Here is a 12,985-nt window from a genome sequence, read left to right as displayed (position 1 = left end):
CTGCCGCCCGTCTGGGTGTCAGCGGTCGGGCATCCCCCTGAAGTCCTGCTCGTCTGTGATTCTCCTGAGGCTGAGATCGGCGAAGACCACAAGGATCCCGCCGTCCGGCCAGAAGTCGTAGCCCTCCCAGAGCATGGGGAGTTCCGAGTTGAAGGCCTCCGAAGGCGCTGGCGCCCGGTACTCGATCCTGCCGTTGAGTCCTGGAGCGTCTCGTCTGGATCGTGGCAGTTGCTTGACGGCTCCGGCTGCCACGAGCTCATCAAGCGTCGCGGGGAACTGGAACTCGCGACTGGCGGCGAAGGACATGATTCCCATTCCGAGCTGTCGAAGCTCCGTCGCTGGCTGCATGTCCCGAGCGCCCCCTCTGGTCTCAGCCACGGATGCGGCCCGATCCACCGCTCTCGCAGAGAGCACTGCGGAAGCAAGGGCCATGGACATGGGAGTGAATCCACCACCGACCAGCGATCCCCAGGCTGCCAGTTGAACGGTGAAGCTGCCGTCGCAGCGATAGTCCCATGTGAGGTCATTGCCGTCGATGCGACCGACCAGCAGACTCGGCCGAACGCCTCTGGCGAGTTCGGCGAGGGGCGGCACGGTGGTCGCGATCGGCGTTGGAGCCCCCGCCTGCGGAAGGAGCGCGCTGTCGATTGCGGTCGCCACTCCGAGCAGCGTTCCATAGCCCGCCTGCACGCTCGACGCGGCGTCGAACCACAGGAGCGCATGGGCGTTCTCGAGTGCCTTTGCTCCACCGAGCGGAGCGAGCGCGGGGCTCGTCGCGATCGAGGTGGGATTCGACGCCTGTGCGATTGCCGCCGTCACAGTCTGCGGCATAAAGCCGATCACCATCGCGTCGTCCGTCATGCCGATCACGATCTGGAAGGGAATCGGAAGGCCCGCCAGTGAGAAGGAGTAGAAGGCCCTCGTGCCCGGGACCGAGCGGGCTCGCAGACCGAGGCCGGAGTTCGAAGCCGAGGAATCGGCGGCAAGCAAGGTGCTGAGTCGCTCAATCGAGCGTTGCATGGTGGCCGCATCACGGAGGCCGACAATGACCGCGGAGCCAAAAACACCGCCGCCCATCGAGACGCTCGTCTGGTACGCGACCATGTCGCCGAGCGGCGCGATGATGTCTCGTCGCAGATCGAGGCCGAGGTTCTCCTTCGTCCATTGGTCGGCTACGCCGAGCAGGGCGCTGCTCTCATCATCATCCATGAAGTCCTCGTCGTCGCCCCAGAGCGCCGCCTGAAGGTTGTATTGATCAACGAGCTGATTGAAGGCCCTCGGCAGATCGATGCGCGCCATTGCAGCCCACTGCGCGTCGGCGGGAATCCACCGCAGCTCCTTCGCCCCCAGTGTGCGGCCATTCGCCGCTGACTCAAGTTGCATCGCGGGCACGGCGTTGACGAGGCGCGCCTGGATGCGACCTTCAACACCATCGTTGGTCGCGGCGGCGCGAAAGATCATCGGCGTTCGGCTCAGAAGGCCGAGTGTTTCGAGGGGCGAGCGACCATCTGGCCCTTGTGGCATCATGGCCGCACCAAGGCCAAGGAGCGACTGCAGAGGGGTGAAGTCGAGTTCGAAGACGCCCTGCGGTTGCAGCGTTGCGGGCACTCCGAATCGGGTGAAGTCGAGCACTGGTTCAACCGGCCGCATGCCCACGCTGAGCGAGGTGATGGACCCGTCACCGCCCGGACCAGATCCGAAGTAAACGGTGGGCGAGCCCGCCTGATCGAAGCTGAAGAGTCCCGCCGCGCCAGGCACGGGCTTGAAGTTCGACCAGAGCCCCGACAGCCGCATCGCGTCGATCATGTTCGGTTCAAGGTCCGCCCCCGGGCGACGGCTGTTGCCAAGAAAGGCGATCTGCCCCCGGGGGATCGGCGGCTCCTCTGCGTCATCTCCGGTGAGCGCGAGCGATCCGATGATTCGAGTGGTGAGCAGATCGCGCACGAGCTTCACCATGACTCGATTCTGCGGAGTGGCGTTGAACTGGGCGGCGAGGTCCGGGGGAAGTTGCACTCCCTGGGTCTCGATGCGTTCGATCGCCCCACGCAGCCACGCGTCCTTCGGACTTCGAAGAAGGCTCTCGACTCCTGCGGCATAGATGGTCAGAAACGGCGCGGGAGCCGCCTGCTCCTGCTCCTGCCCCTGTGGCGAAACTGCGGCGCCACTCCACGCAGGTGCAGCACTGCCGAGAATGCCCGCCATGGCAGCCGCGAGAGCGCTCCTCGCGCCCGACCGCTGTCGATGGTGCCCGTTCCACCCCTCCGCTGAAATCGCTTCGTGCCCCATGGTCCCTCCTTGGGAACTGAAGGTATGAGTTTCGCCCCTTCGTGGGCTCACAGTGTACAGATGGCCATGCGGAGTGCATGAACACCCGAGGACCGACCAGGGCCAATGCCGGCTGCTTGGGCAGCCGATCTCCGATCGTGGTGGTCCTTCCGCACAGGCGCACCGCGCTCGCGCGTGCCGTGCAGTGGCTTGCGGCATGCTGAGGCGAATGTGACGATGGCTGCCCCGCGCCGGATCGATGCGGATTGAAACGGGACTCACCGATTCCTTGCGCGGATGACCTACCGTGTGGCGCCATGACGACACTCCTTCTTGCGCTTTCGTTGTTCGTGTCGGCGAGCAGTGGCCCGATCGGCGAACTCCAGGTTGCGGGCGAACTTCAGATTGCTGATGCACGCCAGGATGCTGGCGGGCGCCAACGCGTCGGAGGGCGCCGGGGTGTCGGCGGAGCGCCGGTGGCATCCGATCCAACTCCGGCATCACCTGAGGCCGCCTCCGAGAACGCCACGCCGCCGACCGCCGAGGAGCGCGCCAGAGCAGCCGCACGGGCCGCGGCCGCGGCACGACCGGACGCCTTTCCGCATGTGATCCTCATCAGCATCGACGGCGTGCACGCCGATGTTCTGAAGTCACCCATCATCGAGACGCTGCCTTCGATGGCTCGCCTGATGCGCGGACCGCACACGCTCGAGGCACGGACCGATCCGGACTTCACCGTCACGCTTCCCAATCATGTCGCGATGGTGACAGGCCTGCACGCGGCCGAACACGCATGGCTGCGCAACGACGAACCGCCCGGGCCGAAGCATGGCGGCACGATTCACGATCGGGCGAATCGGTATGTCCCCAGCATGTTCGATGTCGCGCACGACCACGGCCTGGCGACCTCCCTGTCGACAGGCAAGACGAAGTTCTGGCTCCTCCAGCAGACCTACGGCAGCGCGCGCGGCGCCAAGGACCGCACCGGAGAGAACAACGGCCGCGCGAAGATCGATGCCTTCCTCCACGCCGAGTCGAGCGAGGATCTTGTTGAAGCGCTGATGGCGCGGCTCACGCGGCTCGCCTCGCAGGATCGGCGCACGCTGGACTTTCTTCACATCGCCGAACCGGACACCGCCGGTCACGCCGAAGAGTGGGATCTGACTCCAGGCTCGCACTATCTGCGCACGATGGCCCGCGTGGACGCGTGGATGTCGCGACTGATCGCACACATCGAGTCCAACCCCGCTCTTCGCGGCTCGACGGCGCTGGTCATCACCACCGACCATGGCGGCGGCGACCCCGCGAAGACGCACACGAACCCCGACGCGCCGTGCAACTTCATCATTCCGTTCCTCGTCTGGCTGGGCGAAGATCGAGCGCCGTCCGATCTCTACAAGCTCAACGCGCAGTCGCGGGTGCGACCAAGTCCACTGGAGAATCCAGAGATCGGAATCGGCTTGCCTCCTATCCGCAACGGAGACGCGGGCAATCTGTGTCTGGCACTCCTTGGACTTCCGACGATTGACGGGAGTTCCATCGGCGGCGCGACGCCACTCGCCGTTGTCTCAGAGGGCGAGGCGTGGCGCGTGGTTCGACCTGACACAACTGCGGTGGCGACCTCGCCCAGTGCGCGTATCGCCGGTTCGCCGGTCGCGACGGCGCCCGATGGCCACGATGAGCCTGCGGATTGAGCCTTCAGACGATGGCCCTGAGTGAACCGGCGGATGAGCTGGCTGGCGGTACCATCGGAACGGAGGATCGCAGGACCATCAGATGAGTCCGCTGACTGAGCCATCGGATGAGGCGCTCAAGGCCGCCGTGGCCCGCGCGGTTGGTGTCGACGAGCACGCGGTCAGAGTGGAGACGACGCACCTGTCGCGGGTGTTCATCACGGCCGAACTGGTCTTCAAGTTCAAGCGATGGCTCGACCTCGGTTTCGTCGATCATCGCTCGCTCGACGCGCGGCAGGCCCATGTGCGCGATGAGGTCGTCCTGAATGCCCGCCTTGCACCGGCGGTCTACCTGGGGGTCGCGGCGCTGCGGACGATGGATGAACACCCCTGCGCCGCGGCCGCCGGTGACCTCGGTGCATCCTCACTGCTGCAACTCGACTGGCCGCCATCGGGCACCAGCGGCCGGGTGATCGACTGGTGCGTGGTGATGCGCGCGCTTCCGGCGGAGTGGATGCTGAACCGGCTGCTCGATGAAGGGCGGGTGGACCGCCGCGTTGAAGCCGAGCTTGAGCTGCTGGCGCGCCACCTGGCCCGCTTTCATCGCACGGCCCCGCGCGGCGGGGACCTTGCGTCGCTGCGCACCCCCGAGCGCGTGCGTCTGGCTCTTTCGAAGACGCTCGCCGCGCTCGCGAGCTGGGAGCCGCGCACGGCCGAGGCTGATTTGGCTGAGGCTCAAGTGCCCGAGGCTCATGTGGTCACCGCTCAAGTGGCGGAGGCTGGGGCGGCCAAGGCTCCCGTGGAGGAGGCAACGAACTGTTCGAGCGGCGACACCACGACGCTCATCGAGTTCGTGAGCCGACGGGCGTTGATCATGCTGGATGACATCATGCCGCTCCTTGAGTCGCGAAGGGCTCGCGGATGCGTGGTCGACGGCCACGGCGACCTTCACTCTCGCAACATCTGCATGGTGCCCGGAGCGCCCACGGCGTTTGACTGCATCGACTTCTCCCGCGAACTGCGCGTCCGGGACACGAGCGCGGAAATGGCGTTTCTCGCGATGGACCTCGATGCGCACGGGCGCGCCGATCTCGCGGAGCGGGTGACTCACGCGTACCTCGATGAGGTGGCGCGCGACCCCCAAGATGCCGATCATGAGCGCGACTTTCTCGTTCCCCAGACCTGGTATCGACTGCATGATGCGCTCGTGCGGGCGATGGTCGAGCGCATGCGAGGGGCGAAGGGCGAGTCGCTTCGCTTCCTGCATCTGGCGGTCGGTTATGCGCTGCCGCCGTCACTCGTCCTGATGTGCGGGCTTCCAGGAAGCGGAAAGAGCACCGTGGCGCGTGGATTGGCCGGACCGTTGCGAGCGGTGGTGCTGCGGAGCGATGAGCATCGCAAGCAGCAAGCGGGGCTGCCACCGACGGCGCGAGGCGATGCGTCGCTGTACGAGGCATCGGTCACCACGCGCGTCTACTCGGAGCTCTTGACGATGGCCGCCGAGGCGATCCGGTGCGGACGCCATGTGATTGTGGACGCGGCGTTCCCCACGGCGGAGCTTCGGGCGATGGCGAGGGAGACCGTCTCGATGCTCTCGGCCGCCACTGCCGGATCGGCAGTCGAGCGACGGCAGAAGCGAGCTCCCGGTGCTCACGATCGCGCACCAGCGTCGGCGACCGCCACCGTGCCGTGGATCGTTGTCGAGTGTGTCGCTCCACTCATGGAGCTCAGGCGTCGGCTTGAGCACCGGGTGCACGATGCGCAGGAGGTCTCTGACGCCGATGTCGCGGTGATGCAGTCGATGGCGGCCCGCTTTGAGTCACCCGGAGAGATCGATGCCAGGCGGAGGGTTCGTGTCGAGAGTGCCTCCCCCATGGAGCGCGTGCGAACGGTTGTTCTCGAGCGCCTGATGGAAGGACTAATCATGTGACGCTGGTGCTCCACTCAACGGAGTGAGCGGTGTGTCATGAGCCATGGGCCGCAGGGTGTCGCCAGAAGTGGCCCTGTGCGGTCGGGAACCGCCATGGGTTGCCGGAAGTTGTCGAAAGGTGCACCGGGCCGAAAGAGATGTTTCAGAACCCGCGCTGCCTTCGACAGGCTCCGACTTCGCAGCACCGCCTCGAGCTTCGCTCGGCGGCTACCCTGAAGCGCGCCTCGCTCGCTCTCCTTGTGCCGCTCGTCCTCGCTCGGTCTCAGCGACGCGGGGTTCTGAAACAGCCTCTATGGTCCATGAGCGCTCGTCATGAATCGTGCCGTGCTCAACCTGTTGATCGACTCTATCGCGGCAGTGATCCTGACGGCGCTGGTCGCCACAGGCTATGTGCTCTGGTTCGCGCTTCCTCCAGGAACGAATCGCACGCACGAACTGCTTGGCTGGCTCCGCCACGAATGGGGCGAGCTTCACTTCTGGCTCGCCGCCGTGCTTCTGGCGGTGCTGGCCGTGCATGTGGCGCTCCACTGGCGATGGCTCTCGATGGGCCTGTGCAAGCGGCTCGGACTTGGTTCTACCGTCGAAGGTCGGCCCTGGCTTGCGACGGTGCTGGCGCTCCTCATCGCGGTCATGCCCCTGCTCGCGACGATCGTGATCGCCCATGCTGCGGTGCGGCCGCTTTCAGCGCCCCTTCACCCGCTGCGGGCCGAGGGGGATCGGTTGGCCGCCACAGAGGTGCTGCCGGATGCGAGCGACGGAGCCGTTGGGACTAGCGAGCAGCGCGAAAGCGGCGCGGCGGCGCGAGCTGGCGACGGTGACACAGGACCAGACTCGGACCCGATCAATGCCCCAGCGCGCGGCGGCACGGGACTGCCGTTCATCGAAGTGGAGCGGCGCGTGGCGCGCCTGCTGGCAGACCGATGCGCTGACTGCCATGGTTCGCGCCATGCGGCGGAAGGTGTTCGCGCGGATACTGTGGCGTGGCTGTTGATCGAGCAGCACGGGACGCGATGGGTCCAGCCCGGCGATGCGGCGAGGAGCGCCCTGTTTCGCGTGGTGAGCAGAGCGGCCCGCGAGCCTTCAGCAGGACGATCGCTGCGGCGCCATGAGCTCTCGTCATCGGACTTCGAACTCCTGTGGAGCTGGGTCGAGGCGATCAAGCCCTGACGGCCTGCGGTTGTGTGGGTCCGGGGAGTGGGGTCATCCAACCGGGGGCTCGAGCGCAAGAGCAATCGGAGTTCCGAGTGTTCAACGGTCCGAGCGTTGGGAGATTCCCGCGTGAGGGCGCGCGACTGTTCGAAGGCCCGAGCGTTGGGTGGTCATGCCATTCGAGGGACCCAGTGTTCAACGGTCCGAGCGTTGGGAGTATCAGGCGTGCGGTGGTCCGAGTGTGCGTGCGTCCGGACTGCGACGGTGCAGTCGCACGGGGGCGGGTGTCGTCCGCTGCCTGTCGGCGTGGGTTGGCGTAACGATCCCGAGGTCGAGAGAGGGCCCCCAGCCTGGCTCCTGCTGCCACACGGCCTGGGCGTGCGCCGACCCGCCGACGAGATGGCGGGCATCACTCGTGTGGTGACGATCCTCGCGGGCCCCGAGTAGAATCCCGGCGCACGCGGGTGTAGCTCAGTTGGTAGAGCGTCAGCTTCCCAAGCTGAATGTCGAGGGTTCGAGTCCCTTCACCCGCTTTCGTGGTCACGAGAGGACAGCAGGCGACCGGAGCGGACAGCACGCGACCGGAGCGGACAAGAGGCGACACGGGCGCGAGTTGCGCCAAGGCTTGCGAGCGCTTCGGGAGGTCGGCCAGAGGCCGCTAGATTGCCACAAGTAGACCCGAGATGACAGGCGCGGCCGGGAGTTTGTGCAAGCGCTTGTGCAAGGGGAAGGGCAAGGGGTGAGGCAGCGCGGTCGTCGATCGCTACGCGAGTTGGCGCGGGTACGATCGAACCATGAGCGGTGACACGGATCGTCCTGCGGCGCTTTCCGAAGACGGCGACTTTCGCCGGTTCGATCTGATATTCACGAGCGTGAAGGACACGGACGATCCCAAGGTCGTCACCATTACCATGCGTCCAGATCCTCGCCGCTACAAGGAGGTCGAGGTCGACGGACGGCAATACTGGGAGGACACTCACGACAATGTCCTCTATCCGAGGCCAGACTTTCTGGCAGCCATCGCTTCTCAGTTCAGTGAACGGCACCTCTGTTTCAGTCTGCCGCAGATACGCAACGCCGCCGAGTACGTCGAGTCGCGCATTCCCTGCATCAACTCTGCGCTATCGCAATCGTCAGGCGACGCGCCCGCACACGAACCATTCCCCGAGCGTCACGTTCCGAACATCCGTCCGGGGACATCGCACTTCGTCATTCTGTCCGCGGACATTGTCGGCTCGACTCGTTTAGCAACGACGCTCTCTAGCGACGCGTACGCGCGACTGGTTCGTGTGTGTTTGCGCGAGTTCGCCGCCGTCATCTGGGGATTCGGCGGACACGTACTCAAGTTCACCGGCGATGGCTTGCTCGCCTACTTTCCCGAACCGAACTTCACCGGGAACCACGATCTTGCAATAGACGGGGCCATTACCCTTCAGCGGCTTGCGACGGATGCGATATCGCCATCGCTCGGCCGGGCTGGACTCCCAGCCATCCAGATTCGTGTCGGCATTGATTCTGGGAGAGCCGTGGTCGAGGACCTTGGTCTGGGTTGCGGGACGCCTTCACTCGACATCATCGGCGCTGTAGCAAACCTTGCAGCCAAGATTCAAGCTACGGCTGCACCGGGGGAGATCAGAATAGGCCAATCAATGCTCCGGGGTCTCCATGTGCAATGGCGCGAGATCTGCGAACCTGTCACGCCTCCTCAGGACTGGGAGTACCAGGACCGTCAGGGAGAGATCTACCAATTGGCTCGCGTGCAGTGGCCACCCAGCGCGCCTCCGCCCACCATTGTGTTAGGAACGACTCCCACCCTCGCCCCAACAGACATCTCCGGATGAGAGATCCTCAAGGTCAACAACCGCCGCACACACCTCGCAAGATTCGAGGCCACATGACCGTACGCGGCTACCGGCAGATCGAGAACCTGGCCGCCCATTCACTCAAGCACGCCAAGACCATAGAGCGTGGCAGCGGCCTTGAATGCGTGACGACCGCGCTGTTCTCAGCTTTCATGTTCGAGGGATATCTGAACCATGTAGGGCCCTTGAAGATCCGACACTGGGAGCACTTTGAACGGCTTCCATGGAGAAGCAAGACGGAGATTTTGCTTAGCGATCTAGGTCTCCCATGTAACTGGGGTGAGGGTGAGCTGCAGGTCATCGCGGCCCCTTTCAAACTCAGAGATGGCCTTGCTCACAGTCGAACCGAGACTCAGGTGTTGGAATACACTGACGACGGAAGTCCCGGCGCTGGAAGAGGCGCGATGATCCCGAGCTATATGCGCGAATGGAATGAGTTGAAAGGTGCAGAGCGTGCTCTGGACGCGGTGCGCAAGACGTGTACGAACATCCATGAGGTTGCGGGTTTGGGCGAGTGGGATATGGAACCACTCGCGGATGGGTTCGCGTCTGGCTGAATAGATCTCGCCGGAACTGTGCTTCTCGAGCCGTTTGTCGAGGCGCATTCCCGTCAGAACCAGCTCGCACCTCTCCCGTTTCCGGCTCGCAAAGAACCGGCGACGTCTCTTCCCGTCCCAGCCGAGACCGAGTCTCGCGAGACCGCAGAGCCTTCCAACCACACTGTGTCTCCTACGCGCCCCGACGGCGCAAAGACCTCGACCGTGAGGTCATAGCTGCGCCAGTCCGTGTCCGCGCAAGATTCGCGAGCTCCAACAAGATCGAGTGGGACGGCCACTCTGCGCTGCCCCCAGCCATTCGCGGGCATCGACCAGTTCGCGTCAGCGAATGCGATCTCGGCAGCGCTCGTCGGCGGCCCGCCGACGGCCTCTATCCAGACACGCAGTACGACTGTGCGCCATGGCTGCGTCCGCGCAGAGCCAACATCCTCGTCTTCGGGCACATCCATGTACACGGTGTCTGGAAGCAACGGCATGGGGAGGTCGCGGACACGGAACGACGAAACGCCCCGGCGCCCGACGTCGACTGCGGGGAGTGAGAGCGTGTCTACGGTTGCCAGCTGAAACCATTGCTGGTGGCGCGTGACCCACTTGGCATCACCGTGCATCGAGACGGTTTGACAGCCGGCGAGTGGCGCGCAGGCCAAGACCATGATTGCACTGATGCGAATGCCGGATCCCATCGGTCTCACGAGAGGTTAGGCTACTTGGTCGCCACCGACAATCACCAGTCGGCGCGGCGGGCTAGCCTCCCCAGCGTACTCCGAGCGCGGCCTCGGCTAGGAGAAGCGGGTCATCGTCGTGACTCTCCTCTCGCAGATTCAAGCGCGCATCTCTCCGGAGAGACGTTTCGAAGACTCGGCAACCTCTCCACCGCCCCCGCCACATCGAGCAGCTTCGGGTCGGTGTAGACATTCGCGGTGAGACTCGGGTCGCTGTGACGCATCGCGGCCTGCGCGGTGCGCAGCGGGACGCCGGCGCGGCAGAGGTGCGTGCCGAAGGTGTGTCGCAGCGCCATGATCCGGATGGATGTCGACCGTGCGGCCGCGCTCGTCGGTCTTCGAAACGATCTCCTTGCCGCCGCGCTTCTCGTCCTTCTTGATCATGGCGATCCCCGCGAACGCGAGGTCGCGATTGAAGATCCGGATCAGGCCGCTCGGCACCGTGAGCAACTTGGTGGTCGGCGGCAGTCGCGCGGGAACAGGCTCGTCGCGCTCGCGCGCGTCCGCCTGCGCGAGGGCCAGCGTCTCGTCCATCCACGCACGCAGTTCCGCAGCCAAGTCTTTCCGCAGCGGGATCTCCTCGCCGCGACGGTTCTTCTCATCCCTCGGGTGCAAGAGCAGGTACGGCACCGGTCCGGTGAGATCCACCTGACCAATCGAGATCGACGAGAGCTCGCCCTTTCTGAGGCCGGTGAGGACGAGCGTCTTGTAGATCAACGCCCGCTCGCGGCCCGCGCGATCGAGTCGCTCGCGCGTGGCGTCGCTCACCTTGGCCCCCTGCTGCCCTCGACGCTTGCCCTTCTGGATCGTGAGCGCCTCGGCGAGCGGTCGTCGCCGTGCGGCGTCGAGAAGCCGCATGAGCTCGTCGTCGGTGAGCGCCCGGCGCGTGCGGCGGCGATCCGCGCGATCGTCGGCCGTGGCCACCTTCGCGAGCGGACTCGCCGCGAGTCGTCCATTCCGCACGCACCAATTCCCAAACGCCACGAGCGCCCTGCGGTACCCGTTCCGCGTGCCCGCTGACATCCCCTCGTCCGCCCGCTCGCGCAGCCAGCGCTCGACCGCCGGAACCGTGAGATCACGAAGTCGCCGAATCCCCCGTCCTGCTCCTGCTTCTTGGCAGACCCGCCGCACGCGGCGCGGCGCCTGCGTGAGCCAGTGGTCGCAGCTCCCCTTCACGCTCGTGGGATGTCGGCGTCGATCGCAATGCGTTCGCTCCGCTGAGTCTGGCAGACATCGAGGCGATTGTGGCGCGGGAGTCTGCGGCGATGTCCGAACGGCCGGGTGGTCCCCGCGTCCCCGATTCCGACATCAACTCCGCCTCTTGCTGATCCCTTTCGCCTTCCTGAATCCGCGCTCGATCGACTCGATCGTCGCCAGCGTCGGAGTCACCTTGCCCCGCTCGATCCGATTCAGTTGCTCGAACGCGATCCCCGCCAGCTTGGCAAGCTGGCGCTGGTTGAGCCCGGCCTCGGTTCGCCGCGAGATGATCTTGCGCGCGAGGGATGCCCGGGCGTAGTCGACCGCAGGCACATTTCCAGCGCGATCCGCCTTCGGGAGCGGTGGCATGTCCGCCGCCTTCGCGCGACCCGCAAGACGGTCGTACTCGGCGCGGGGGAGGATGACATATTCGCGATCGTCCAGCTTGACCTTGACTCGATCCATGATCAGTTCACTCCTCGTAGAAGCCGTCGCGATGCCCGATCTGCTCGACGACGACTGTCGTCTCGATTCCTCGACCGCGCACAGAGAAGAGGACTCGATAGTCCCCAGTCCGGATCCGAAACCTGCCGGCGAGCCTCCCTCGCATCGGCTTGGCGCCGCTCACATCCGGCCAATCGGCAAGGCGCTCGAGCACCTTGAGGATGCGCGTATGGGCGACCAGTGGCAGGGCTTCGAGCTCCTTGGCGGCGGAATCGGTCAGGACAACGCGGGCCACACGCCGATTCTAGCGGCAATTGACGACATAGTCAATCACTGATCACTTGTTGAGTCAACGCGCCGGTCGGGGCCGAACAGCCCCGCGACCCCGTGCAAACACTGCTGCAAGGCGCTCGCACAGAACTGCCAGACTCTCCGCTCAGATTCACTCATCGCCCGGCCACTCAGCCCCGTCACCGTGCGATACCCGTAGCGCCCGTAGGTCGTTGCCAGCTCGATGATCCGCGCCGTCGACGGCAACTCATCGTTCCGCGGCTTCGCCGCGTACCGATGCGTCGCCCGGTTCTGACCCAGGACCTTGCAGACCCGCCGCTCCGGCACGCTCAGCGCTTGCACCACGCGCTCGACCGTCTCGCGCCGTCTCGGCGGGCTCAGAAGTTTGGGCGGGCCGCTTCCTTCAGGATCAGGTAGTCGAGTGTGAGATCCGCCACGACGCGCTTCAGACGCGTGTTCCCCTGCTCGAGCTCCTTGAATCGCTTTGCCTGGTCCACCTTCAGACCACCGTACTCGCGACGCCACCGGTAGTAGGTCTGGTCCGTGATGCCAAGCTTCTTCGCCGTCACCGCGATCGTCTGCCCCTTCGACATTTCGACCTCGGCCTCACGAAGCATCTGCACGATCTGCTCCGCCGTGAATCGACGCCTGCCCATGTCCGGCTCCTTTCAGATCCGGAATCGAGGAGTACAACTCTCCGACCGGACCAGTTCCAGGGGAGCAGGTCATGCTCGCCCGTCCCGATCCGCCTGCGTGTCCTGCGATTCTGCGGCACCAGCAGACCCTCCACCCGCCACAGCCGCTTCATCAGTCTCGTTCCGATCGCCCAGCCTTCCTGGTGCAGCAGGTCCATGACGTGCCGACGCCCACGGCGTGGATTCGCCACCGCCAGTTG

10 protein-coding genes, 1 tRNA gene and 1 pseudogene are annotated in these 12,985 nt (G+C 65.3%); 6 read left to right on the top strand and 6 right to left on the bottom strand.

Going from position 1 to position 12,985, the window contains the following annotated elements; translation table 11 throughout:
- Positions 1–18 precede the first annotated feature (18 nt).
- Positions 19–2,286 (bottom strand): hypothetical protein, encoded by a 2,268-nt coding sequence (locus KF724_04185; protein ID MBX3354877.1) that lies wholly within the window; start codon positions 2,284–2,286, stop codon positions 19–21.
- Positions 2,287–2,582: 296 nt separating this feature from the next.
- Here KF724_04185 and KF724_04180 point away from each other — a divergent pair, with 296 nt between their 5' ends.
- From KF724_04180 to KF724_04155, 6 genes are all read left to right on the top strand, one after another.
- The gene (locus KF724_04180; protein MBX3354876.1) at positions 2,583–3,959 is read left to right on the top strand and encodes an alkaline phosphatase family protein; all 1,377 of its coding nucleotides are present in this window, start codon (positions 2,583–2,585) and stop codon (positions 3,957–3,959) included.
- Between the two features lie 82 nt (positions 3,960–4,041).
- Positions 4,042–5,868, top strand: a complete 1,827-nt coding sequence (locus KF724_04175) for an AAA family ATPase (GenBank protein ID MBX3354875.1) — start codon at positions 4,042–4,044, stop codon at positions 5,866–5,868.
- A 312-nt stretch (positions 5,869–6,180) separates the two neighbouring features.
- Positions 6,181–7,035, top strand: a complete 855-nt coding sequence (locus KF724_04170; protein MBX3354874.1) for a DUF4405 domain-containing protein — start codon at positions 6,181–6,183, stop codon at positions 7,033–7,035.
- A 442-nt stretch (positions 7,036–7,477) separates the two neighbouring features.
- Positions 7,478–7,550 (top strand) — tRNA-Gly (locus KF724_04165).
- 261 nt (positions 7,551–7,811) lie between these two features.
- Complete coding sequence (locus tag KF724_04160; GenBank protein MBX3354873.1) at positions 7,812–8,858, top strand: adenylate/guanylate cyclase domain-containing protein; 1,047 nt, start codon at positions 7,812–7,814, stop codon at positions 8,856–8,858.
- Between the two features lie 53 nt (positions 8,859–8,911).
- Positions 8,912–9,436 carry a hypothetical protein gene (locus KF724_04155; protein ID MBX3354872.1) on the top strand — a complete coding sequence of 175 codons (525 nt, stop codon included), beginning with the start codon at positions 8,912–8,914 and terminating at the stop codon, positions 9,434–9,436.
- Positions 9,437–10,229: 793 nt separating this feature from the next.
- Here KF724_04155 and KF724_04150 read toward each other — a convergent pair.
- From KF724_04150 to KF724_04130, 5 genes and pseudogenes are all read right to left on the bottom strand, one after another.
- Positions 10,230–10,526 (bottom strand): annotated as a pseudogene (locus tag KF724_04150) (tyrosine-type recombinase/integrase).
- A 940-nt stretch (positions 10,527–11,466) separates the two neighbouring features.
- Positions 11,467–11,820 carry a helix-turn-helix transcriptional regulator gene (locus KF724_04145; protein ID MBX3354871.1) on the bottom strand — a complete coding sequence of 118 codons (354 nt, stop codon included), beginning with the start codon at positions 11,818–11,820 and terminating at the stop codon, positions 11,467–11,469.
- A 7-nt stretch (positions 11,821–11,827) separates the two neighbouring features.
- Entirely contained in the window at positions 11,828–12,094 is a 267-nt protein-coding gene (locus KF724_04140) for a type II toxin-antitoxin system RelE/ParE family toxin (GenBank protein ID MBX3354870.1), read from the bottom strand.
- A 35-nt stretch (positions 12,095–12,129) separates the two neighbouring features.
- Entirely contained in the window at positions 12,130–12,435 is a 306-nt protein-coding gene (locus KF724_04135) for a hypothetical protein (GenBank protein MBX3354869.1), read from the bottom strand.
- 32 nt (positions 12,436–12,467) lie between these two features.
- Entirely contained in the window at positions 12,468–12,746 is a 279-nt protein-coding gene (locus tag KF724_04130) for a transposase (GenBank protein MBX3354868.1), read from the bottom strand.
- Positions 12,747–12,985: the final 239 nt, after the last annotated feature.

This window comes from Phycisphaeraceae bacterium (assembly GCA_019636735.1).
Lineage (GTDB): Bacteria > Planctomycetota > Phycisphaerae > Phycisphaerales > SM1A02 > VGXK01.
This window is presented reverse-complemented; position numbering and strand designations above follow the sequence as displayed.

Coding starts and splice junctions, on each gene's coding strand:
- KF724_04155 (MBX3354872.1), top strand. CDS start 8,912: ATGACCGTACGCGGCTACCGGCAGATCGAGAACCTGGCCGCCCATTCA.
- KF724_04180 (MBX3354876.1), top strand. CDS start 2,583: ATGACGACACTCCTTCTTGCGCTTTCGTTGTTCGTGTCGGCGAGCAGT.
- KF724_04175 (MBX3354875.1), top strand. CDS start 4,042: ATGAGTCCGCTGACTGAGCCATCGGATGAGGCGCTCAAGGCCGCCGTG.
- KF724_04160 (MBX3354873.1), top strand. CDS start 7,812: ATGAGCGGTGACACGGATCGTCCTGCGGCGCTTTCCGAAGACGGCGAC.
- KF724_04185 (MBX3354877.1), bottom strand. CDS start 2,286: ATGGGGCACGAAGCGATTTCAGCGGAGGGGTGGAACGGGCACCATCGA.
- KF724_04170 (MBX3354874.1), top strand. CDS start 6,181: ATGAATCGTGCCGTGCTCAACCTGTTGATCGACTCTATCGCGGCAGTG.
- KF724_04130 (MBX3354868.1), bottom strand. CDS start 12,746: ATGGGCAGGCGTCGATTCACGGCGGAGCAGATCGTGCAGATGCTTCGT.
- KF724_04145 (MBX3354871.1), bottom strand. CDS start 11,820: ATGGATCGAGTCAAGGTCAAGCTGGACGATCGCGAATATGTCATCCTC.